20 protein-coding genes and 1 pseudogene are annotated in these 22,726 nt (G+C 69.8%); 16 read left to right on the forward strand and 5 right to left on the reverse strand.

Annotated elements, in window-relative coordinates:
* Window positions 1-34: 34 nt before the first annotated feature.
* Window positions 35-445 (reverse strand): IS200/IS605 family transposase, encoded by a 411-nt coding sequence (tnpA, locus tag ACGFX4_RS39265; RefSeq protein ID WP_393085603.1) that lies wholly within the window; start codon window positions 443-445, stop codon window positions 35-37.
* Between the two features lie 23 nt (window positions 446-468).
* Here tnpA and ACGFX4_RS39270 point away from each other — a divergent pair, with 23 nt between their 5' ends.
* Window positions 469-1,629: an RNA-guided endonuclease InsQ/TnpB family protein gene (locus tag ACGFX4_RS39270; RefSeq protein ID WP_393085605.1), complete on the forward strand. Its 1,161-nt coding sequence runs from the start codon at window positions 469-471 to the stop codon at window positions 1,627-1,629.
* A 145-nt stretch (window positions 1,630-1,774) separates the two neighbouring features.
* Here the strand turns inward: ACGFX4_RS39270 and ACGFX4_RS39275 are convergent, their stop codons facing one another.
* On the reverse strand, window positions 1,775-3,862 hold the full coding sequence (locus tag ACGFX4_RS39275; protein ID WP_393085607.1) for a glycosyltransferase family 4 protein: 2,088 nt from the start codon (window positions 3,860-3,862) through the stop codon (window positions 1,775-1,777).
* A gap of 190 nt (window positions 3,863-4,052) precedes the next feature.
* Between ACGFX4_RS39275 and ACGFX4_RS39280 the strand changes: the two genes are divergently transcribed.
* Window positions 4,053-5,420 (forward strand): glycosyltransferase, encoded by a 1,368-nt coding sequence (locus tag ACGFX4_RS39280; protein ID WP_393085609.1) that lies wholly within the window; start codon window positions 4,053-4,055, stop codon window positions 5,418-5,420.
* Window positions 5,421-5,596: 176 nt separating this feature from the next.
* A complete protein-coding gene (locus ACGFX4_RS39285) occupies window positions 5,597-5,887 on the forward strand; it encodes a hypothetical protein (RefSeq protein ID WP_393085648.1) in 291 nt (96 codons plus the stop codon).
* Between the two features lie 85 nt (window positions 5,888-5,972).
* Here the strand turns inward: ACGFX4_RS39285 and ACGFX4_RS39290 are convergent, their stop codons facing one another.
* Window positions 5,973-6,512 (reverse strand): MarR family winged helix-turn-helix transcriptional regulator, encoded by a 540-nt coding sequence (locus ACGFX4_RS39290; protein ID WP_393085610.1) that lies wholly within the window; start codon window positions 6,510-6,512, stop codon window positions 5,973-5,975.
* A 63-nt stretch (window positions 6,513-6,575) separates the two neighbouring features.
* Between ACGFX4_RS39290 and ACGFX4_RS39295 the strand changes: the two genes are divergently transcribed.
* The 3 genes from ACGFX4_RS39295 (at window position 6,576) to ACGFX4_RS39305 (ending at window position 10,705) form a co-directional block, all read left to right on the forward strand.
* A complete protein-coding gene (locus tag ACGFX4_RS39295; protein ID WP_393085612.1) occupies window positions 6,576-8,699 on the forward strand; it encodes an MMPL family transporter in 2,124 nt (707 codons plus the stop codon).
* Window positions 8,700-9,077: 378 nt separating this feature from the next.
* Complete coding sequence (locus ACGFX4_RS39300) at window positions 9,078-9,806, forward strand: hypothetical protein (RefSeq protein ID WP_393085614.1); 729 nt, start codon at window positions 9,078-9,080, stop codon at window positions 9,804-9,806.
* A gap of 437 nt (window positions 9,807-10,243) precedes the next feature.
* Window positions 10,244-10,705, forward strand: coding sequence for a SpoIIE family protein phosphatase (locus tag ACGFX4_RS39305; protein ID WP_393085616.1), 462 nt, complete (start codon window positions 10,244-10,246; stop codon window positions 10,703-10,705).
* Between the two features lie 477 nt (window positions 10,706-11,182).
* On the opposite strand, the gene ACGFX4_RS39310 is transcribed toward ACGFX4_RS39305, so the two are convergent.
* Window positions 11,183-12,160, reverse strand: coding sequence for an ABC transporter substrate-binding protein (locus tag ACGFX4_RS39310; RefSeq protein WP_393085618.1), 978 nt, complete (start codon window positions 12,158-12,160; stop codon window positions 11,183-11,185).
* A gap of 256 nt (window positions 12,161-12,416) precedes the next feature.
* Here ACGFX4_RS39310 and ACGFX4_RS39315 point away from each other — a divergent pair, with 256 nt between their 5' ends.
* The 8 genes and pseudogenes from ACGFX4_RS39315 (at window position 12,417) to ACGFX4_RS39350 (ending at window position 19,031) form a co-directional block, all read left to right on the forward strand.
* A complete protein-coding gene (locus ACGFX4_RS39315; protein ID WP_393085620.1) occupies window positions 12,417-13,841 on the forward strand; it encodes an aspartate ammonia-lyase in 1,425 nt (474 codons plus the stop codon).
* A 257-nt stretch (window positions 13,842-14,098) separates the two neighbouring features.
* Window positions 14,099-14,632, forward strand: a complete 534-nt coding sequence (locus ACGFX4_RS39320) for a DUF4383 domain-containing protein (protein WP_393085622.1) — start codon at window positions 14,099-14,101, stop codon at window positions 14,630-14,632.
* 558 nt (window positions 14,633-15,190) lie between these two features.
* On the forward strand, window positions 15,191-15,361 hold the full coding sequence (locus tag ACGFX4_RS39325; protein ID WP_393085624.1) for a hypothetical protein: 171 nt from the start codon (window positions 15,191-15,193) through the stop codon (window positions 15,359-15,361).
* A gap of 316 nt (window positions 15,362-15,677) precedes the next feature.
* Window positions 15,678-15,926, forward strand: a complete 249-nt coding sequence (locus tag ACGFX4_RS39330; protein WP_393085626.1) for a hypothetical protein — start codon at window positions 15,678-15,680, stop codon at window positions 15,924-15,926.
* A gap of 224 nt (window positions 15,927-16,150) precedes the next feature.
* Window positions 16,151-17,245 carry a MerR family transcriptional regulator gene (locus tag ACGFX4_RS39335; protein ID WP_393085628.1) on the forward strand — a complete coding sequence of 365 codons (1,095 nt, stop codon included), beginning with the start codon at window positions 16,151-16,153 and terminating at the stop codon, window positions 17,243-17,245.
* 317 nt (window positions 17,246-17,562) lie between these two features.
* Window positions 17,563-18,006 (forward strand): SRPBCC family protein, encoded by a 444-nt coding sequence (locus tag ACGFX4_RS39340; protein WP_393085630.1) that lies wholly within the window; start codon window positions 17,563-17,565, stop codon window positions 18,004-18,006.
* A gap of 28 nt (window positions 18,007-18,034) precedes the next feature.
* Window positions 18,035-18,589 (forward strand): annotated as a pseudogene (locus ACGFX4_RS39345) (SDR family NAD(P)-dependent oxidoreductase); the annotation flags it as partial.
* 226 nt (window positions 18,590-18,815) lie between these two features.
* Window positions 18,816-19,031 (forward strand): hypothetical protein, encoded by a 216-nt coding sequence (locus tag ACGFX4_RS39350; protein ID WP_393085654.1) that lies wholly within the window; start codon window positions 18,816-18,818, stop codon window positions 19,029-19,031.
* A gap of 116 nt (window positions 19,032-19,147) precedes the next feature.
* On the opposite strand, the gene ACGFX4_RS39355 is transcribed toward ACGFX4_RS39350, so the two are convergent.
* A complete protein-coding gene (locus ACGFX4_RS39355; RefSeq protein WP_393085632.1) occupies window positions 19,148-20,434 on the reverse strand; it encodes a cyanophycinase in 1,287 nt (428 codons plus the stop codon).
* Between the two features lie 353 nt (window positions 20,435-20,787).
* On the opposite strand from ACGFX4_RS39355, the gene ACGFX4_RS39360 reads away from it, so the two are divergent.
* Window positions 20,788-21,759, forward strand: a complete 972-nt coding sequence (locus ACGFX4_RS39360) for an ABC transporter substrate-binding protein (protein WP_393085634.1) — start codon at window positions 20,788-20,790, stop codon at window positions 21,757-21,759.
* Window positions 21,760-21,796: 37 nt separating this feature from the next.
* Complete coding sequence (locus ACGFX4_RS39365; protein ID WP_393085650.1) at window positions 21,797-22,723, forward strand: amino acid ABC transporter permease; 927 nt, start codon at window positions 21,797-21,799, stop codon at window positions 22,721-22,723.
* The last annotated feature ends 3 nt before the right edge of the window (window positions 22,724-22,726 follow it).

Consider the following 22,726-nt stretch of genomic DNA (forward strand, 5'->3'; position numbering starts at 1 on the left):
CCGATGGCCGTCTTACGTTTTCAGGTGACACCCGCTACCGGGACGAAACCCCCGGAATGGGTGGAACCCGTACACCACTTCCCTGGACGCAACCCGAAGTCGACCAGAAGTGCTCGCCCCACAGGTACTTGCGAATGTGGGCGGGGAACTCCTGGCGCAGGCGCCGAGCTGAGACGCCCTTGAGCGAGCCGACCAGCCGGGACAGGGCGACCTTCGGCGGGTAGTGGACGAGCAGGTGCACGTGATCGCGTTCGCCGTTGAACTCCACCAGCTCGGTTTCGAAGTCGGCGCAGACGGCGCGCATGATCTCTTCGCAGCGCCGCAGGATCTCTTCGGTGAACGGCCCGCGCCGGTACTTGGGGGTGAAGACCAAATGCGCATGGAGGGTGTAGACGACCGTTCTTCCCCTACGGATGTCGGGGTTTGGCTCCCAGCGTGGCGACATAGATCAACGATACGATCACGGTTGTGAAGATCGTGACGCAGGTGAAACTCCTGCCGACGTCCGAGCAGGCGTCGGCATTGGAGTTCACCCTGCGCACGGTCAACGAGGCGGCGTGCTGGGTGTCCGGCGTCGCATTCAAGCGTGGCGTCCCGCGTGAGTACGAGCTGCGCAAGCACACCTACGCCGAGTTGAAAGCACGTGGGCTCGGGGCGCAGGCCGCGCAGCACACGATCAAGAAGGTTCGGGACGCCTACACCACGTTGAAGGCGAACATCCGCGCCGGGAACCTCGGCCGATCGGGGTCGAAGCGCCGGGCCAGGGCCGACTCCAAACAGATCACGTTCCGACCCGACGCCGCTCAGCCGTTCGATGACCGGTGTCTGTCCTGGCAGTTGGACCGGCAGACCGTGAGCATCTGGACCACCGCCGGCCGGCTCAAGGGCGTGCGGTTCGCGTGCTCGCCGGACGCCCTCAAGACCCTCCGCGACCATCGCCGGGGTGAGAGCGACCTGATCCGGCGGGACGGCGTGTTCTACCTGATCGCCACCTGCGACGTGCACGAGAAGCCGCTCAACGAGAACCCGGCCGCCTTCCTCGGGGTGGACCTCGGGATCGTCAACATCGCCACCACCTCGGACGGCAGGCGTCACACCGGACGTGGCCTGAACCGGCACCGCAAGCGGCAGCTCGACCTGCGGAAGAAGTTGCAGGCCAAGGGCACCAAGTCCGCGAAGCGCCTGCTCAAGAAGCGGGCCCGGAAGGAAGCCCGCTACGCGGCGGACGTCAACCACCGCATCTCCAAGTCCATCGTCACCACCGCTGAACGCACCGGTCGCGGTGTCGCTCTGGAAGACCTGAGCGGCATCCGCAATCGGGTACGGCTCCGCAAGGACCAGCGGACCAACCTGCACTCGTGGAGCTTCCACCAGCTCGGCCGGTACATCGCGTACAAGGCCAAACGCGCCGGGGTGCCGCTGGTGTACGTCCATCCGGCGCACACCAGCCGGCAATGCTCCGAGTGTCACCACATCGACCGGAAGAACCGGTCCAGCCAATCGGAGTTCGCGTGCCGCGCCTGCGGCGTCATCATGCACGCGGACTACAACGGTTCCCGGAACATCGCCCGTAAGGGCGAAGAAGCGTGGACAGCGGGGCGTCAGTCATGCGTCCCAGAGCCAGCCTGACGGCAGCTCTCAGACGTGGGAGGCCACGCGACAGCCAGTCACGCCCTACCCACAAGCCCGGTCCCTCAGGACCGGGTCAAGTTGACGAATCGCCATCAGCAGCAGATGCAATTTCCCGGGGGCGGCGGGCAACGTACGGCGCCGGTCACCGGGCCTGGCGAGGAGATGGAGCGGAAGCTGTGAGCCGGTGGTACTCGGCCGCCAGGGACTCCGCCATGGCCGACGCCGAGAAGCGGGTCGCCACGCTCCGGCGGCCTGCGGCCGCGACCCTGGCGAGCTCGCTGTCGGTCAGGTCGGCGAGCGCGGTCAGTTGCTCCGCGAGGGCGGGTGCCGAGTCGGTGGGGAGGAGGAATCCGTTGGCGCCGGCACGAATGTAGTGGGGGACACCTCCGCGTTGTGGGCCGGCGGCGGGAAGGCCGGAGTCCATCGCTTCGAGGATCGCGAGGCCGAACTCCTCCTTGGCGCTGGGACATACGTACAGTGCTGGGCCGACCCGGTCCCCGTGGGCGAGCGCTCTTTCGAGGATCCTCACATGGCGGTTGGGCAGGGCGGGCCACAGAGCGATGCGGCGGCGTGCCTCCGGGTGTCCGGAGAGGAGTTTGGCGATCCTGGCCCGCATCTCCTTCTCCACGGGTGTGGCGACCCCGGGCGCCGATCCGCCGATCAGGAGCATCGTCGTGGACAGGTGCAGCTCCGCTTCGAGCCAGGCCTCCACCAGCCGGTCCTGCTGCTTGACGGGGTGCAGGCGTCCGACGCTGAGGATCAGGCGCATTCCGCGTGCCGCGGCGTCGAGGCTGTCCGGGCGGGCCCCGTCGTCGAACAGCCTGCCGAGGAGGGTGCCGGCGACCTGCTCGTCACCGGCCTGCGGGGTGAAGGGCGGGATGCCTTCGGGGGGAGAGGCGATGCGGCGGGTGTCCGACGCGGCGCGCAGCTGGGGGAAGTGCGCGGACAGGTCGTCGGCGCCGGTGCGCCCGGGGATGGTGACCAGCAGGTCGGAGCGGGCGACGAGGCGGTCGGCGGCGAAGATCCGGTGCAGGTCCAGGCGCAGGGCCGCCGCCGGTTCGCTGCGCGAGGCTCGCGGCACGCCCCGGTGCCGTTCGGTCATGGTGCGATGCGGATCGGGTGTGGCGGTGAACACGAAGCGGGACCCGCACCGTCGTGCGGCGTCGGCGACGGCCAGCGAGCAGTCGTCCGCGAAGCGGGCGTGCACCACATCCGGAGCGGCGCCGGGAAGCTCCAGGAGGCGACTCGCCCACCAGCCGATGGCGGGACGCAGACAGAGCGCCGTGGCCGGATCGACCGGGTCGCTGCCGGGTACCGGGATTCCCAACGCCCAGTGGCCGGGGCCGATCTGCTCGACCAGCGAGCGGCTGCGGCGAAGCTGTGAGGAGTCCATGAGGACGACGGTGAGGACCCGCGAGATCTGCCGGGTGGCTGCCATGGCATCACCCAGGCCGGCGACCAGGACGCTCATCCCTCCGCTGAGCCCGACACCGGGCTCGCTCAGTTGCCCCATCATCATCGACTGCGCGGTGACGAGGCCGGCCGTGGGCCGGGCGGGCAGGCTTCGAACGGCCCACCGGAAATCGGTACCCGGGGAGGTAGCCGGCGCCGCCCGGTTCCAGGCGGCCGACAGCAGCATCGACTCGTACGGGTCGGAGGTGCGCGGGCGCGTCGGCAGCACGTCGCGGCCGCCCGGGACGCCGGAGAGATAGCGCAGCGCGGCGTGCCGCTCCCACCGGTCCTCGCTGCGCGCGCGGGCGGCGCATTCGGCGGCGGTGAGCGGCCGCAGGCCGTGCGCCTCGGCCAGGTCGAGCAGGCAGGCGGCCTCCGCCGCGGCGACGGGCAGCAGGAGCCTGCTGCGCAGGGCCGCGCTCGCGTGGTCCCGGTGGCCGGCGTCGACGGTGACCGCCCAGGCTTCGGCGAGGGCGCTGCGCAGCATCGGGTTGCCGCGGGCCGCGGTCACCAGCGCCAGGGGATCGCACGGGTCGCCTGCCCGTGCTGCTCTGCGCAGTTCCGCCGCCTGGAGGTCGTCGGGTGCGAGGGTGTGCGTGCTGTGGCGCTCGGTGCCGTGGCCGTACTCGGCCCGGGCGAGCAGCGACAGGAGGTCGTCGCCCTCGGGCGTGGACGGGGCGCGGTTCCACCAGTGGTGCCGCCACTGGGCCAGGACGTCGAGCAGGTCCGGGGCTGAGGCGTTGATGTTGTCGGACGGAGTGGAGGTGTCACGCGGCATCGGGGTGGGCCCTTCGTCGGTGGCGCTGCCGCAGATGGGTTCGGAACCGTGACCCCCACCGGATGGGACGGCGGTCCGTACGTCGCTCGGGTAGGGCCGCGAGGGGCGCGTGGCATCATCGGAAGGAACCGGCACTCCCGCTCTCGGTCGTCACCGGCGGCCGCGGACCGTGTCGGCACCGGAGGATCCCGTGCCTCGAGTCGTTGTGATCAGCCCGCCGTTTCGCTCGCACGCCGCACCGCTGAGCGTGCTGGGCGCCGCGCTGCGCGACACTGGGGCCGACGTCACGCTGGCCTGCGCACCGGCCTTCGCCGACCTGGCCCAGGAGCACGGCCTGGGCTTCGCCGAGCTCACTGTCACCCGCAACGCCAACAACGGCATCGCGGAACGGACCGAGCAGGCCGGCAGCGAAGCCGAACGGCTCCGGGAGTTCCTGGACGCGACCCGGGAGGGCGCCGTCGCGGCCCTGCTCACCCAGGCGCGTCACCGACGGGACGACATGCTCGCCGACCCCGACCGGATCCTGGCGGAGATCCGTGATTTCGACCGGAAGGTGCGCCCCGACTGGTATCTGGTGGACCAGCTCAGCTATCCGGTGACCCTGGCCATGCACTGTCTGGGCCTGCTCTACGCCACGTTCTGCCCGGGCCACCCCAGCTACATCCCCACCCACCGGGAGGCGTTCTTCGGCCTGCCCTACGCCTGGCCCGACACGGTCCGTCCCGAGCCGGACGCCCTCGCGCAACTGCGGGACGCGGCGGCCGTGAACGACGCGGCGTTCACCCAGGCCTTCCATCGCGTGGCCGGGCGCCACGCACCCGGGCGGCCCCTGCCCGAACGGGCCTTCGCCCTGTGCTCGCCGCACGCCGTGGTCTTCAACTACCTGCCGCTGCCGTGGCTCCCGCCCGCCCCGTCCGGTCCGGTGCCCATCTACGCCGGGCACTGCACCGCCGAGTCGCCGAAGACCGCGCTCGACGACGGCTGGCAGGCCGTCGTCGCCCGCCTGACCTCCGGCGGGCGCCCGCTGGTCCTGATCGCCTTCGGCACGTTCCTCTCTGCCCGCCACGACGTCCTGCGCACGGTGACCCGGGCGGTACTGGAGGACACGGACGCGTCGGTGATCGTCGCCGCCGGCAACCGGGTCGACGAACTCACGCACGATCCGCAGTTGGCGGCGGCGTCGCTGGAGCGCCTGCACATCGCCGACTCCGTGCCCCAGCAGGCGCTCCTGGGGCACACCGCCGCAATGGTCCACCACGGCGGCAACAACTCCTTCACGGAGTGCCTCATGGCGGGCGTGCCGGCGCTCGTCCTGCCGTTCTCCAGCGACCAGTTCGCCATCGCCCACGATCTCGAGCGCGCCGGCCTCGGCATCTCCCGCGACCCGAACACCCTCGACGTGAAGAGCGCCGGGGCGGCTCTTCGGGACCTGCTGGCGACCGGCAGTCACGGCACCGGTGCCAGGCGCGCCGAAGCCCTCGCCGCAGGCCCGCGCCACGCCGCCGACCAGCTGATCCGCGTGATGCGAGGCGCCTGCCGCGTCCCCGCACCGTCGTAACCACGCATCCGGCCCACCACGCCGTCGCGCCCGCGCTCCCCGAGGGTGACCTGCGGCCACGGGGCTCGCGGCTGCGGGCTATGCGTGCGCAACCGATGCGACTGCCGGTCGGGGAGCTGCTGTGTGCACTCTGAGGACCGGGGGCACCTCGACGAAGGCAGGGAGTGATCACCATGATGATCGTTCGCAAGCTTCACGACGCCGGTATCACCAGTGAGCACGCCTACGCGGCCGCGCTCGGCTCGGTGGGACTTTCCCTCGTGAGCTGGATCGTCTCGATGAAGGCCGAGCAGGCCGGCATCGAACGGGCCGACCGATGGGGGATCTTCGTCGGTGAGTGGGCGCCGACCTTCTTCGGCCTGGGCCTGGCCCTGGCGCACTACGAGGACAGGGCCACCGGCGCCGAGGCCGGCGACCACCGCAGTGCCTGGTTCGACCGTCGCGGGGGTGCTGCCGAAGCCGGCTGACTGCTGCCTGCGGCAACACCTGGCCGGCGGTCGGGATGGACCTGGATCTCGACCCGGGTCCGGCGCACGGAGCGCCGGACCCGGCCTATGGCCTCTTCTCGGCGTCCTGCTCGAGGTAGCGGCGGTAGGCGATGGCCACGTTCTCCAAGTACCTTCGGGCGCCGGCCCGTTCGGCTTCGCCGAGGCCGTCGGACGCGCCGAAGACCAGGCCCAGCAGCGGGGCGAGTTCGCCCATCACGTGCTCGAAGCCGCTCTCGGTGACGTCCAGGATCTGGCGGCGCCGGTCGTCGGGGTGGGGCGCGCGGGTCATGTGCCCTTCCGACACCAGTCGGTTCACCGACTGTGTGCCGGCGGCGCTGGTGATTCCGAGCCGCCGTGAGAGCTCGACCGGTCCGATCGGCTCACCGGAGCTCTTGGCGATGAGCACGTGCTCGACCGCCTCGACGTTCGTCAACGGCATGTGCAGCCGCTCGGCGAGCGCGGCGCGCGCCAACTGCGTGAGGGTCAGGACCTCCCGCAGTGCAGCGGATAGCTCGTCACCTGCGGATTCGCCGAATCGCGGGCCGGGTCGGCCGGTGGTCCCATCCGAATCGGTGCCGGCTCCGAACGAGTGGTGTTGCGCCATGACGGCAATTCTGACACGGTGGGAATCGCTAAGCCACTTAACGACTTCAGAGGGTGCGTCTCCGTGTCCCGAACCATGACCGGCCGCCCGAGCCGGTCCACTCCCAGCGCCGATCACACCGCAGGGCCCGAGCGCCCTCGCACGATCGCGTGGCTGGTCCTCCTGCTGACCGTCATCGGACTCGGCGCGGCCTTCACCCTTGGCCCCTCCGACGCCACCACCACCGAGGCCACCGGTACCTCCCTCCCCGCCTCGTCGCAGTCCGCCAAGGTCGCCGAGATCGTCAAGACCTTCCCCGCCGGAGCCGTCGCCCCCGCGATCGTGGTCTACAGCAACACCGACGGCAGCCCCCTCACTGCCGCGCAGCAAGCGCTCGTCACCGAGCGGTCCGCATCCCTCGGCACGCTCGGACTGGCACCCGAAGCCGCCCGCCCGCAGGTCGTCGAGAACAAGGTCGCCACCGTCGCCGTCCTGCTGCCCACCGGAGCAGGAGACGACGAGAACACCGCGACCATCGACCACATCCGCCAGAGCGCCTCCGAGAACCTCGCCGCGCCCCTGCAGGCCCAGGTCACCGGCGGACCCGCCTTCCGAGCCGACGTCACCAAGGTCTTCGCGGGCGCCGACAGCACCCTCCTCATCGCCACCGCCTCGGTCGTCGCCGTCCTGCTCCTGATCACCTACCGCAGCCCCATCCTGTGGCTGGTGCCGCTGTTCGTCGTCGGCGCCGGCGACCGCATGGCCGGCATCCTGGTCGGCGTCCTCGCCCCACACGCCGGCGTCGAGGTCGACGCCTCCGCTGCCGGAATCCTTTCCGTCCTCGTCTTCGGCGCCGGAACCGACTACGCCCTCCTCCTGGTCTCCCGCTACCGCGACGAACTCCACCTCACCGACAACCGGTTCACCGCCATGGCACGCGCCTGGCGCGGCACCGCCCCCGCCGTCCTCGCCAGCGGAACCACCGTCGTCCTCAGCCTCCTCACGCTGCTTGCCGCCGAACTCACCGGCAACCGCGGCCTCGGATTCGCAGGCGCCGTCGGCATCCTCACCGCGATGCTCTTCGGTCTGGTCGTCCTGCCCGCCGCCCTCGTCCTTCCCGGCAGGTGGCTGTTCTGGCCACTGATCCCCAAGGTCGGCGACCCCGTGACCGCCGACCGCCGCGGCCTGTGGTCGCGCATCGGCCACGGCGTCGCCGAACGGCCCGCCCAGGTCGCCATCGGAGGAACCGCCGTCCTGCTCGTCCTCGCCTCCGGAGCACTCGGCCTCAAAACCGGCCTCCCCCAGGCCGATTCGTTCCGAAAGACCCCCGAAGCCGTCCTCGGACAGCGCACCCTCGCCGCCGTCCAACCCGCCGGCGCCGTCGACCCCCTGACCCTCATCTCCAGCACCGCCACGAGCGACCAGGTCGTCGAAGCCGCCCGCCAGGTCCCCGGCGTCTCCGCCGTCACCCTCGGCCAGCACACCGACCGATGGGCACGCGCCGACGTCGTCCTCGACTCCGCCCCCGGAACCGGCGCCTCCGACCGCACCATCGACCAACTGCGCCAGCGCGTCGCACAGGTCCCGCAGTCCGACGCCATCGTCGGCGGAACCACCGCCGAGGCCTACGACGTCTCCCGCGCCAACGCCCACGACACCCGCGTCGTCGTCCCCCTCGTCCTCGCGATCGTCCTCATCGTGCTGATCGCCCTGCTGCGCGCCCTCGTGGCACCGCTCCTGCTGGTCGCGACCGTCATCGTCTCCTACTTCGCCGCCCTCGGCGCCAGCTGGACGATCTTCCGCACGTTCTACGACTTCCCCGCCATGGACACCAACGTCCCCCTGCTGTCCTTCCTCTTCCTCGTCGCGCTCGGAGTCGACTACAACATCTTCCTGATCGCCCGAACCCGCGAGGACACCATCGCCGGCCACGACACCCGCCGAGCGGTCCTGCGCGCCCTGGCCTCCACCGGAGGCGTCATCACCAGCGCCGGCATCCTCCTCGCCGCCGTGTTCGCCGTCCTCGGCGTCCTCCCGCTCATCACCCTCACCCAGATCGGCATCATCGTCGGCATCGGCGTCCTGCTCGACACGCTCCTGGTACGCACTGTCCTCGTCCCCGCGCTGGTCCTGCTCACCGGGCGGCGCTTCTGGTGGCCCGGCAGGCCCGAGAGCGCCCGTCCCGCCGAGGAACCCCCGGCGACCTGAGCCGGCTGGGCGGCGCGCCGAAACCCCCGCGGCGTGCCGCCCAGCCTTTCCTGCCCCGACCGGCTGACGCGCCGACACATCCCGGCCGCAACACCCGTCCGGCCTGCGGACCGCGCGGCGATCCGCCTCAAGCGCACCCTGTCCCGCTGACCGACGCACCCAGACGCCCTCAGGGCCCTGGAGGACCCGAACTCCTACCACTGTTTGGCCGACCGTGTCCGCGTACTCCACAACGTGCCCAATGGGATACGGGTGAATGGGCTCTGCCGCTGATCTTGTGACATCGGAGGCGTCCGATCGGTCCAAGCGCCGGCTTGGGCCCGGCCGAGGGCGGGGACACCATCCCGGTCTGTCATCGCGGAGCCGTAGGCTCTCGCCATGTTTTCGCGACCATCTGCGGGGGCGCGCGGCCCCTATGACGCGGCGTTCTTGCCGCGGCTGACGTTGACACTCCGGGCGGCGGACGAGCCCATCACCGCGCCGGTCGCGAAGCTCGGTGGCGAACCGGTCTGGCTCGAAGAGCCCTGCTGGCCAGTTGATCCGGTCACTGGCCAGCCCCTGGTGTTCATCGGCCAGTTTCCGGTGCCCGGGGACGAGCTCCGGCTCGCGTACCTCTTTGTCGGAGAGGACGGCCGCATCATGGGTGGCCTCGGCCCGCAGGATGGTGACGGCCTGCTGCTCGTGCAGCCTGGCGGCCGGATCCCGCCGTTCGCGTCCGTCGGAGACACCGACACCCACGGTCGGACCCTGTGGCGGTGGGGCCCCGACGAAGAGGAGATCCCTGTCGAGTTCCATGTGGACTTCGCGACAGTGCCGGACCACCTTGAGCGGCAGGTGGCCCGCGACGTGGCGTGGGAGGCGTCCATGCGCGGCGACAGTCCTGACGACGTCGAATTCTTCGGCGCCGACCTGGTGGAGTATCTCGGCGGGACCGCTTCGTTCCCGCATACAACAGCGCAGGTCGAGGAGCCGTGGCTCTTCTTCGTCCGGCTTCAGGACAGCCCTGACGACGGCGACAGGTACTTCCTCAACTTCGGATACGGGTACGGCTTCGGCTTCCTCAGCCCCGACCGGTTGGAGGGACGCTTCTACTGGGAGTCTTCGTGAGTAGGAGAAGGCGATCGAATCGTCTGTCCCCGGATACCGCCGCCGGACATGCCGGGGCCTCCACCGGATGTGACCACCGTCCCGGGCAAGGCATGCAGGAGAGATGAACTCACGGCGGTGGCTGGACCCTGTGGCGCCCAACCAGCAGAGCGGGAAGACGATCATCATCCCTCTCGTGCTGATCGTTACCATCTCGATCGTGGACATATGCCGGCCCCACCGCAGATGCACCTCGGGCCGCTGCTCGTCGCCCTCTTCGCGCGGCTGCGCGAGCGTCACGAGCGGGAGCTGCGGCAGCTGCGTTCGGTGGCGGAGGCCACCCAGGCCGTGCGTGGTCCAGCGGCCGATCCCGGCGCGGACGGGACCGCTGCGCATCGCTTCGGTCTACCTGGCGGCGGGAGGCCGCGGCCCAGATCGGCGGCGACCTGTACGCGGCCGTGCGCACCCGGCGGGGCAGCCGCTTCCTGGTCGGCAACGTTCGAGGCAAGGGGCTGGAGGCGATCGGTGAGGCCTCGCTGGCCCTCGGCGCCTTCCGCAAGGCGGTCTACCGGCAGGTCGACCTGCTCCGTTGGGTCGCCCATCTGGAGAAAGCGGTCTTCGGTGAGTCAGGCGGCGAGGCCAACCTCCAGGATGCTGCCGGCAGTTCCCTGGATACCGACGACGGCGAATCCTTCATCTCAGCGGTCGTGCTCGACATCCCCGGGACCGAGCCGGTGATCCACCTCGCGGACTGCGGCCACCCGCCGCCACTGCTCCTGCGTGACGGCACGGTGCTGCCGCTGGAAGCCCGGCAGCCCGCTCCGCCGTTGGGCCTCACCGGATTCGGCCCGGACGGTGTCGAGGTCGAGAGCTTCCCGTTCCGGGAGGGGACCTCGTGCTGCTGTACACGGACAGGTTGATCGAAGCCCGTGATGAGTCCGGCGCCTTCCATCCGCTCACGGCACGGGCTCGGCTCGTGGCTGTCGGACGATCCTGGGCGTTACTGCGGCACCTGTGCCAGGACCTCCTCGCTGGACGGGTGGCCCTCCGGCGGGCGCGGACGTTCGTCAGCTGGGATCGCGGCTGGCCTCGGCCGCAGACCCCTACGCGCCCTCGCGCTGCGCCTGGACGACCTGGTCGACGTCGGCGCGCTGCCGCCGGAGCGTCGGCCGGGGCGCAGTACGTCTCTGGTCCGCCGCGCACGGTCTGTCCGCCCTCCTGGTCGACGGCCCGCTGGGCCAACTGCCCTCCGAGGAGAGCGAAACCGCCGTCGCCCGGGGACTGTGAACACCTCGCTGTCCCGATGACGCGCCGGGCGGCCCCGGGCTCCGAACGACAAAAGCCGTGCCCGGCCACCCTGAGAGGGGTGGCCGGGCACGGCTGTCGGCTGCGGGTCGTCAGTCGAGGGCGCCGTTGATGGTCGCCTTCGGGATGGCGATGTTGGGCACGTGGTAGCCCGCGAGGATCTTGCCGTAGGAGCCGTCGTCCATCAGCGACTGCAGCGCGGCCTGGATGGCCTCCTTCAGCCCGGGCACCGACTTGGAGACACCGATCCCGATCGGGGAGGCGCTCGTCGGCCCGACGGCCTCCTTGCCGACGACGGTCTCGAACGTGGTGCCCCCGTCCGCGGTGTCCGCCACGTAGGCAGCTGTCACCTCGTCGAGGAAGTCCGCGGACACCTTCCCGGCGCGAAGCGCGAGCTGCGCCTCGGAGTCCTTGGGGAAGGCGAGGACGGTGATCGGGGGCTTGCCCTGCTGCTTGCACAGCTCCTGGCGCTGTTCGAGGATCTTCTGGTGGTTGGTGCCGGTCTGCACCGAGACGCTCTTGCCGCACACGTCGGTGACGACCTTGATGCCGTCGGGGTTGCCCTTCTTGACGAGCCAGCCGGGGCCCGCGTTGATGTAGTCGACGAAGTCGGCGGCCTGCTGGCGCTCCTTCTTGTCCGTCATGGCGGACATGACGGCGTCGAACTTGCCCGCCTGCACCGCGGGGAGGAGGCCGTCGAACTTCTGGCTCGCGAACTCGAACTTGACGCCCAGTCGGGCGCCGATCGCCTGGCCCAGGTCGTAGTCGATGCCGGTGATCTCCTTGCTTCCTTCGGCGATGTACATCTCGAAGGGCGGGTACGGCAGGTCGGTGGCGACCCGCACCTTGCCGGCCTTCTTGATCGCGTCGGGCAGCTTCTCGGTGAGCTTGGGGTCCGTGGAGATCGTGACGCCATTGATGGAGGTGGCCGCGGCGGCCGGTGATGCGGCCTTGCCGTCCGAGGCCGTGTCGGCCTTGGAGGATCCGCATGCGGTCAGCGCGAGGCCGCAGGCGGTCGCCAGGGTCAGCGACGTGATCACCTTGATCGCGGCGGTGCTGTGGGAGGTCATGGCAGGAGCCCTTCGATCATGCGCGTCGGGGGAGTGTGTGCGAGGCGCGAACAGAAGTTACATCTGCATCGAGTCGTGAGTGAATGTATCGAGAGTTACATTCGCGCAACGGTGTCGAAGGTGTGGTCCGGTGCGCTCTTTGCGCGGCCCGCCCGGCGGCGGTCGGATGTTGCTTCGTTACAGGAGCTCTGCTAGTTAGTCACTCTGAAACGTACAGTACGAGCTGTACGGGACTCGCGACAGATCCTGGAACGCCGTGAACCCTCACCCGACACACACCGCCCCCACCAGCACCCCCCAGCGCGTCGAACACGACCTCCTCGGCGACCGCGAGCTGCCCGCGGACGCCTACATCGGCATCCACACCCTCAGGGCCACCGAGAACTTCCCCCTGACGGGAACACCCGTCTCCGTCCACCCCGAACTCGTCGCTGCCGTCGCCGCGGTGAAACAGGCCGCAGCGCTCGCCCACGCCGATCTGGGCGTCCTCGACCCGCTCCTCGCCGACGCCATCGTCCATGCCTGCCGGGAGATCCGCGCCGGCCTCTGGCACGAGCACTTCCTCGTCGACGTCCTCCAGGGCGGCGCCGGCACCTCCACCAACATGAACGCCAACGAGGTCATCGCGAACAGAGCCCTCCAGATCCTGGGAAGCAAGCCCGGCAACTACGCGCTGCTCAGCCCCAACGACCATGTCAACCTCGGCCAGAGCACCAACGACGCCTACCCCACCGCGGTCAAGCTCGCCCTCTACGAAGCCGCCCACGCGCTCATACCGTCCATGGGGCGTCTCGCAGGCTCTCTTGCCGAACGCGGCACCGCCTTCGAAGACATCGTCAAACTGGGCCGCACCCAGCTCCAGGACGCCGTCCCCATGACACTCGGGCAGGAATTCAAGGCCTTCGAGCTCGGAGTCCGCGACGACATCGCCGTCCTCAACCGCTCCACCCAGGCCCTGTGCGAGATCAACATGGGCGGAACCGCCATCGGCACCGGGCTCAACGCCTACCCCGGCTTCGCACAGGCCTGCGCCGACCACCTCGCCAAGATCACCGCAGTGCCCGTACACCCGGCCCGCGACCTCGTCGAAGCCACGCAGAGCACCGGAGCGTTCATCGAACTCTCCAGCGCCCTCAAGCGGTTCGCGCTGCGCCTGGTCAAGCTCTGCAACGACCTGCGCCTGCTGGCCTCCGGTCCCCAGGCCGGCCTCGCCGAGATCAAACTGCCCGAGCTGCAGGCGGGCTCCAGCATCATGCCCGGCAAGGTCAATCCCGTCATCCCCGAGGCCGTCACCCAGGTCTGCTTCGACGTCATCGCCGCCGACACCGCGGTCTCGCTCGCCGCACAGGCCGGCCAACTCCAGCTCAACGCTTTCGAACCCCTCATCGCCCACAGCCTCCTGACCGCCCAGCGCCGTCTTACCGCCGCCTGCTCGCTCCTCGCATCGACGTGCATCGAGGGAATCCGCGCAGACGCCGAGCGGACCTACGGCCACGCCAGCGGATCCGCCGTCCTCGCCACCGCGCTCAACCCCGTCATCGGCTACAAGCTGTCCACCGAGCTCGCGCGACGCGCAGTGGCGCAACAGCGCCCGGTACGTGACGTGGCCGGCGAAGCGGACGTGCTTCCACCCGAGGTCCTTGACGAGCTTCTCGACCCCCGCCGCCTGATCGGCGGGTAGCCGAGTTTCGGCTGCCGACCGACCGGGACGCTCCAGGAGCCCCTCCTCTGCTCGCCTGGAGGTAGGGGGCCTCCTGCGCGGGCAGCCCGCTGCCGACCACAGCCGCGACCCGCTCCGGCGCGGACGCCGCCCACTGCTTCGGGGATGCCTGGACACACCAAGCGGTGCGTGAACGATGCGACTTTCGCCCGGTGTGCCCTCCGGCGACGTTGGAACACGGAGGCGCCCGTCTCCGAAGCACGAAATGGAGCGCTGTCATGGACTTCCGCGACGAGCTTCCCGTCGACCACCGGCTCGCCAACGTCTACCGGTTCGGCGCCGGACTGTGCGGCGTGGTCCTGCTGGTCTTCGGCTGTCTGGGCCTGGCGGACGGCCTGGCATTCTTCAGCACTACCGGCGAGCGGGTCGCCGGCCTGTCCAGCAACGGTCTGCTCAGCTGGATCTCCATCGCCACTGCCGTGGTACTGATCGTCGGAGCAGCGATCGGCGGCAACACCGCGTCCACCATCAACATCGTCGTCGGAACCCTCTTCGTCCTGAGCGGGTTCGTCAATCTCGCCCTGCTCGACTCGGGAGCCAACGTGCTGGCCTTCCGGATCCCCAACGTTCTCTTCAGCTTCGTGATGGGCCTGTTCATTGCCACGTTCGGGATGTACGGACGGGTCAGCGCCAAGCTTCCGCTCGACAACCCGTACTGGCGACACCGTCACCCCGAGTCGACCGCACCCCAGACGGTCCGGCCGATCCACTCCTCGGCGCCCCGCCCCGGCATCGCCGGCCCGGCTCGATGAGCCGACCCCGAGCAAGCCGACGCCCTACTGACCACACTTCACGTACCGATACCACCGCAGCCCTCTGTGGCACCCTCCCAAGCGCCAGGAGGAAGCCACAGGGGGTTATTCCTGTCGGCCATGCTCTGCAGCGTTCGGAGCGGCGGCTTTGCGTACGTCCGCAACAGGCCGGGGACTTCTCCGGCGTCCTTGCAGGGATCAGCGTCCGGGCCGACCGCCGGCAGGCCGATGACGACGGCATTCCCGTGCTCACGCGCCGCACCACTTTTGGCCACGACACCCAGTCCAAGGTCGTCTGCTCCTCATGCGGCGAACCTCTCCACCGCCAGGACGTCCAGGTGTGCACCGGACCCGGCTACCCCGCCCGGCTCCTCCGCAGCCCCGGCATGCAGGGGCGCTTTGCCGTGAACGGCCACCCGGACCCGCCTCGCCCACACCTGAACCGTGATCCGTCCGGCATGAGCACCCATCCTCGTGCACCGGGGCGGGGGACTTCAGTGACGCCGTGCGGGGGCTGTTGGCTTGCGGGCGTCATCGGCGTTCCCGAGGATCGATCGTATGGCAACTGCAGCGGTCGCTCTCCTGGGCCAGTTCTCCGTCGCCTTCACCGGCGAGCCAATCGCCCGTGCCGCCGCTACGGTCGCCGACCGGCTGCAGCTCACCATGCCGATGACCGGGCTCCTCGCCCTGAGCGCGCAGCTGGGAGCACCGGATCTCGAGCTCGGATAGCCGCTCGGCGGAATCCATGACCACCACCAGATCCCGCTTCCGGTACTCCGGTACGTCTTCCTCCTTCGCGTAACGCCGCACGTAGTCCGCCCGCCAGTCACCTCGCGTCCTTGCCCGGCGGGCCGTCGCACGCCGCCGCCGACGCTGACAACCGTCCCTGCACCAGCCGGACCTGCGGACCTCTCCTGGGCAGACACTCCGACGGCGGCCGCAACGGGGGTGGTCGCGTGGGCACAGGCTTCCACTGCACAAGCGATGCGATAGGAAATCGGCACAGAAGCAGTGCGAGGCTCGAGTCGTCACCGTCGGCGGAGGCGTGAGCGTGATGGCAGTCCACCTCAGCACTGCAGAACTGCGCCTTCTCGGACGCCGCAGGGGCACGCTGAACTGGCTCGCCTGGCGGCCGGTGACACTCGTCGTCGGGGTCGCTCTGCCGGCCTCCTTTGCGGCGGGTTGCCTCATCTGCGCCGTCGCCTTCACCGCCACTGCCGTAGTACCGGTTCTCCCGGCCGGCGTCGCCATGGCCTTCGTGTTCCGGCGGCTGCGCCGCCTCTCAGACCTCTGATCCCTACATCCGAGGCGAACTGGCATGGCGTTCTCAGATCCGGCGCTCTTCGCGCGCACCCCTCGCGATCCATCGGGGCAAGCGCCGAAGCGTTCCCGTGGCCCGTACGACCTGGATGGGACAGGCCTCTCACCCGGGCATCCACCGGCCTCACCCTGCGAACCGTCAGTAGCGGTTCCTCGTAGCCGAACCGGCCTGCTCGCCAGGGTGAGGAGCATGTTCCCATGGCTGGACTAGCGACGTCTGGCACGCCTGCTCATTCGGCTCCCGTCGTCGATGAGCAGCGTGATGGAGCATGTGTCACCACAGGCGACGTGGCCCGCCGTTTCGGTGTCTCGCCGACAACGGTCCGGTCCTGGGAGCGGAGGTACGGCATCGGACCGGCGCACCACGAGACCGGCCGGCACCGCCGCTGGAGCCCACAGGACATCGCGGTGGTCGAGGTGATGTGCAACCTGACTGCTCGCGGCGTCGCGCCGGGCGAAGCAGCGAGGTTGGCGCTGCGCCCCGGGGCGGATCCGGCAGGATCCGGCGACGCAGCGCCCGCGTCGGCGAGGCGCGCCGCAGCGCCGGGAGGCAGCTCCGCTCTGCCGGTCGGACCCGTCAGGCCCGAGTGCCGCGGGTTGGCGCGGGCCGCGGTGCGGCTCGACTCGGCGGAGGTGTCCCGGATCCTGCGGTCGGTGATCGCGGAGCTGGGGACCGTGGAAGCCTGGAGCGAGGTCATGGCTCCTGCGCTTCGCGCCGCCGGCCGGAAGTGGGCGGCCGAAGGAGAACGCTACGTCGAGGTCGAGCACCTGTTGTCCTGGCATGTCTCCACAGCGCTTCGCGTCGTGGCCGATCGCAACAGCGACACCCGGCCCGGGCCCTTCGCGCTACTCGCCGGTGCACCGAGAGAACTCCACACTCTTCCGCTGGATGCCCTCGTTGCCGGACTCGCCGAACGCGGCCTGCCCAGCCGGATGCTCGGCCCGGCCGTTCCGGCGCCGGCGCTCCTGGAAGCGGTCCGCAGGACCGGGCCGGCAGCCGTAGCTCTGTGGTCCCAGAGCAGCCAGACAGTGGACTACGCCCTTGCCCGGCAGACCATGGAGGCCGCCTGGGGAGGGCGGGGAAGCCGCTCGCACCCGTTTGTGCTGATTGCGGGCCCCGGCTGGGCGTCCGTCCCGCCGGAGGGTCTGATACGCCCCAACGATCTGAGAGGTGCTCTCGACCATATCGAGCGACTCCTGACCGCCGGACAGGGGCACCGAGCCGTCGTGGGCGACCTCGGTGCACCACCGGCCGGCCGCGCCGGCCCTGGATGCTCCGGCGGTGGCCGCTGACCGGGCACGGCGAGAATACTCGGCGCACCGGCAGCGGTTGGGCAGCAGTCGGCGTCCTTCGTACCGACGAACGGTACCGCGTCGTGACCGAACAGCCTTTCCCCCAAAGGTTACTGACCTGCTGTCGCTCCGATGCGCAGCCCGCTGGACGGCCCGACGACAACGCAGCCCCCAGGGGGTTCGCCGGCCGACGCCCTGTTGACTCCTTTGGAAGACCGGGACTCCGGGAGATCAACTGAGAGCCATCCGATCGCGGGCCCGCAACGAACAGGAGTGTGGGGCGACGCACGCTTCATCAACACGAGAGGAACTCCGTGATGGTCACCGTTGAACGGAGCATCACCATCGATCGTCCGGGCAACGAGGTGATCGCCTACCTGGCCGACTTCGGGAACACTCCCGAATGGGATCCCGGAACGGAGAGCTGCGACCGGATCGACCGCGGGCCGGTCGCCGTGGGCGCCACCTGGCTCAACGTGTCGCGCTTCCGTGGCCGCCGTACACAGCTCATGTACACCCTGGAGCGCTACGACAGCGACCGGCTTGTCTTCGTCGGCCGCAACAAAACGGTCACCGCGACCGACGACATGACCCTGCGCCCGCTGAACGGCCGCACGGTTCTCCTCTACCGGGCCGAGCTGCGGTTCAACGGAGCAGCACGCCTGGCGGCCCCGTTCCTGCGGACCGCATTCGAACGCTTGGCTGACGAGGTCGAAGAGCGGCTCCCGCAGGTCCTGGCCGCCAAGACCCAGGAGATCTGAAAGGGATCCGCCCACCGGGAGGCGAACCATGGACATCGACGGAGCGCGGCTGCTCGTAGTGGGCGCCACGAGCGAGCTCGGAGGGCGGCTCGCAGAGCTTGCGGCCGACCGTGGAGCGCTTGTGGTTCCCGCCGGCTGTGACGTCGGGCGGCTCGTGGCCGTCGCCCGGCGCACCAGCTCCTCCTTCTCGCAGACATTCGACGCTTACGATCTCGACCGCTGCTCCGAGCCGGCCGGCCAGGCCGCCGAGCAGCTGGGCGGACTCGACGCAGCTGTCGTCGCCATCGGTGCCGTGGCATTCGGACGGGCCGAGGACACCTCGGCCGAGATCGAGGAACACCTGATGACGGTCAACATGCCGACGCCGGTCGCAGCTCTGCGCGGCGCTCTTCGCGTCATCGGCAGGGGCGGCGGCATCGGAGCTGTCACCGGGATCATCGTCGAGCGTCCGACCGCCTCGGCGGGTGCTTACCGTGCCTCCCGAACGGCGCTCAGCGGATGGCTCGAGACCGTGCGTCCGGAACAGCGCACACGGGCCGTCAGTGTCCTTGAGGTCCGCCCGCCCCACCTGGACACCGGCTTCGCACAGCGCGCCGTCGCCGCAACGCCGCCACGCCTGCCTACCGACAGCGACCCCGGCCCCTGGGCCGATGCGATCCTCGACGCGCTGTTCGCCGGCGTTGAGCTCGTCCGACCCGACCCCGGCGACGGCCGAACTCCTCATGCCTGTGCCAGCACTCGGGGCGGCGGCCCAGGAGACACCCTGACGCCCTGCGACCGCCCACCGACCGGGACGGAGCTGACAAGCGATGCCTGCACGCACCCACCAACACCAGCGCGACCTCGTGGGCCGCATAGTCCAGGCGGTCGCAGACGACGACCGGCTCACCCTGGAAATTCTCCTGATCGCCCTCGACGCCGTGGCGGACGAGTCGATGCTCGCCCGCCTGGATGCCGCCCTGGGGCGCACGTCCTGCATGTTTGGTGCAAGGGCGAACGGTTCCCACGCGGGGCCGGAGAGCTGAGGTCTGCAGTGGATCGGTGTGGCCGCACCGTCGCGCGGTGCGGCCACGGTCCTTGCGGAGGGCGGGTATCGGTCAGCGGGGTCGCCTGTTCGGCGTGCTGACCGGGGTGTGCATGATCAGTAGACGTACAGGTGGGTGTTCATGTTGGCGAAGGAGACCGCGGTGCCGCTCTTCCAGGCCCGGTAGCCGGTGCCCTTGGTGAGGTCGGCTTCGAAGGTCGGGCCGCTTTCGTAGCTGATGCCGTACTGGTAGGTGCTGCGGCCGGCGTTCACGAGCTCGGTCGCCATCTTCACCATCTGGTAGGGGTGGCCGGTGGTGGGGGCGGGGGAGGAGAAGATGTCGCTCCAGCGGCTGCCGACGGTGCCGGTGCCGGGGTTGTAGGTGGGCTTGGTGGAGGTGGTGGTCCAGGTTGTGGGGTTGTAGCTGTCGCCGTTGGTCAGGTAGGACCACTTGACGTTGTCGATGGACCAGTAGCCGCTGTGGGTGCCGATGGTGGCCGAGCGCAGGTCGAAGACGGAGACGCCGTTGGTGCCGACGACGGTGTCGGTCTCGTTGCTGGAGCCGGGGTTGGTGACGACGAGGGCGGTGTCCTCGTCGATGCCGAAGGCGCGGGTGTGGCCGGTGTCGGCTGCCAGGCGGGTGATGCGTCCCTCGCGGCCGCGGGCGGCGAAGTGGGTGTCGACCAGGCCGGAGGTGAAGAAGTTGAAGCCGCCTTCGGGGCGGTAGCTGAGGTCGTTGGGGTAGCTGCTGCTGATCGAGGTGTAGGAGCCGTAGCGCAGGCCGTCCCAGCTCTCGCCTCCGGTGACCATGTCGGGGCCGTTGGCGATGGTGGTGCCGGCGCTGGTGCCCATGATGGCCGCGCCGGCGGTGAACTTGGCCCGGATCGCGGCGAGGGCGGGGGAGTCGGTGTTGTCGCTCTTGAGGAGCGTGGTGACGAGTCGGCTCTGGTCTCCGCCGCCGAAGAAGAAGCCCGTCATCGAGTTGATCTGGTTGATGACGCTCTGGCTGGAGTTGTTGGACATGTGGTCGAGGTCGATGGGGATCCACTGGGCGTCGGCGGCGCCGTAGGTGTTCTTGAGCAGGTCGACGTAGTAGGAGCCGTTGCAGACGGAGTTGCTGCAGGTGGCGGGGTCGTTGGCGTTGGGGTCGTTCGCCGGCACGTCGGAGGCCGCGGTGATGACGCCGATGCGGGCGGTGGATGTGCCGCCCGCCTTGGAGATGAAGGTGCCGTAGACCGCGGAGTTGGTCGCCGCGACCGCGCCGCCGGCCAGGATCAGGCTGCCGGTGGGGGTTGCCGCCTGGGCGCTCGAGGTCGGCGCGAGGAGGGCCGTTGCCAGACCGAGGGCGGCGACCAGGGATCCGGCGACGCGGCGGCCGACTGCGGGGCGTGCGGACAGGGACATGCGTGCTCCTGTGGGGGAGGGCCGGGCCGCCTGGGTGAGGGGCCGTCGGCGAGGAGGGTGTGCGCTTGGCCGGAGAGGGGGCCGGGCAGCGCAGGGTTGCGCTTCCAGAAGCCGGGGGCGTTGCTGGGCGCAGCAACGGAACATACAGATCTGCTGATGTTGGCGGTAGATGTAACGAGCGGTCGAGGTGAAACCTTGACCATCTGAGCATCCATCAGGGCTTTGTCTGGGGCTCGTTGAGCGTTACCTGTTCGTATCCTTCATTACATATGGCCATCAAGATGGTTTACCTGTAACGTCCTCGCTTGCGGCGCAGCCCCTCGGCGCCGCTCAGGTTCTCGAAAGGTTGCTCCGTGAACTTCTCTGCCACCCGCAGATCGGCCCCGCTGGCCGCCCTCGCCCTGTGCGGCTCCCTCGCCCTGACTGCCTGTGGGAGCAAGGGGGACGACGCCCCCGCCGACGCCGCCAAGGCCCCCGCCTCCGCGACCGCGGTCACGGTGGCAGGTGTCGCCATCAGCCCCGACGCCGCTCTGCACGGCGCCCTGCCCGACACGATCAAGAAGGCGGGCAAGGTACGGGTCGCCACCGACATCCCGTACCCGCCCTTCGAGATGTACGTGGCCGAGGGCAAGAGCGAGATGACCGGCCTCGACTACGACCTCGGCCAGGCCCTCGGCGCGAAGCTCGGCGTGACCTTCGAGTTCCAGGCGCAGAAGTTCGACGGCATCGTCCCGGCGATCCAGGCCGGCAAGTACGACGCGGCGATCAGCGCGATCACCGACAACAAGGAGCGCGAGAAGGTCGTCGACTTCGTCGACTACTCCGCCTCCGGCACCGGCATCATGGTCGCCAAGGGCAACCCGGACAAGATCGTCACCCTCGACGACCTGTGCGGCAAGAAGGCCGCCGTCCAGACCGGCACCAACCAGCAGAAGCTCCTGGACAAGCACCAGGACGCCTGCAAGAGCGCGGGCCGGGCGCCGATCGACGTCCAGGCGTTCCCCAAGGACTCCGACGCCCAGCTCGCACTGCGCTCGGGCAAGGTCGTCGCCGACGTCCTCACCAAGCCGGCGGCGGGCTGGACCGCGAAGACCGCCGACAACGGTGCGGCCTTCGAGGTCGTCGACGACCCGGCGGCCCAGGGCGGCTACAACGCCTCCCCGAACGGCATCGCGATCGCCAAGAACCTGCCGCAGCTGACCGACGCCGTCCAGAAGGCCCTGCAGTCGCTCATCGACGACGGCTCGCTCACCAAGATCTTCGACAAGTACGGCGTCGCGTCCATCGCCGTCAAGTCCGCCACCAAGAACGGCGCGGTGGACTGACATGCCGACCACCGCACACCGCTCCACCGGCGCCACCATGACGGGCACGCCCGACCCCGACCGGCTGGTCGCCGTCCCCGTGCGCCACTGGGGACGCTGGATGGCCGCCGCCCTCGCCCTGGTCTCCCTGGTCGGACTGATCGGCTCGCTCGCCAAGAACCCGAACCTGCACTGGGACGTCGTCGGCCACTACCTGTTCGCCGACCTCATCTTCGACGGACTCGTCACCACCCTGTGGCTGACCGTCGCCGCCATGGCCGTCGGCCTGGCGCTCGGCACCCTCGTCGCCGTCATGCGCCTGTCGAGCAACCCGGTCCTGTACGGGCTGTCCACCCTCTTCGTCTGGCTGTTCCGCGGCACCCCGCTGCTGGTCCAGATCATCTTCTGGGCCTACGCCGCCGCCCTCTACAAGCACCTGATGATCGGTATCCCGTTCACGACGGTCACCTTCGTCGAGTTCGACACCAACCAGCTGCTCACCCCGTCGATCGCGGCCCTGCTGGCACTCGGCCTCAACGAGGCCGCCTACGCCTCCGAGATCGTCCGCGCCGGCATCCAGTCCGTCGACCCCGGCCAGACCGAGGCCGCCCACTCCCTGGGCATGAAGCCCGCCCTGACGATGCGCCGCATCGTCCTCCCGCAGGCGATGAAGGTCATCATCCCGCCGATGGGCAACGAGACCATCAACATGCTGAAGACCACCGCCTACGTGTCGGTGATCGCCGCCCACGACCTGATGTCCAACATCCAGGACGTGTACGCGCAGAACTACCAGGTCATCCCGATGCTCGTCGTCGCCGCCCTGTGGTACCTCGCCCTCACCACTCTCCTGAGCGTCCCCCAGGCCTGGCTGGAGCGCCGCTACGGCCGCGGCACCAGCCGCGCCGGCCACGTCTCCCCGCTGCGCCGCATGTTCGTGGGCGTCGCGGACTTCCTCCCGTCGAACCGAAACCGGAAGGGCTGATCC

It is taken from the genome of Kitasatospora sp. NPDC048365 (assembly GCF_043200835.1).
Lineage (GTDB): Bacteria > Actinomycetota > Actinomycetes > Streptomycetales > Streptomycetaceae > Kitasatospora > Kitasatospora terrestris.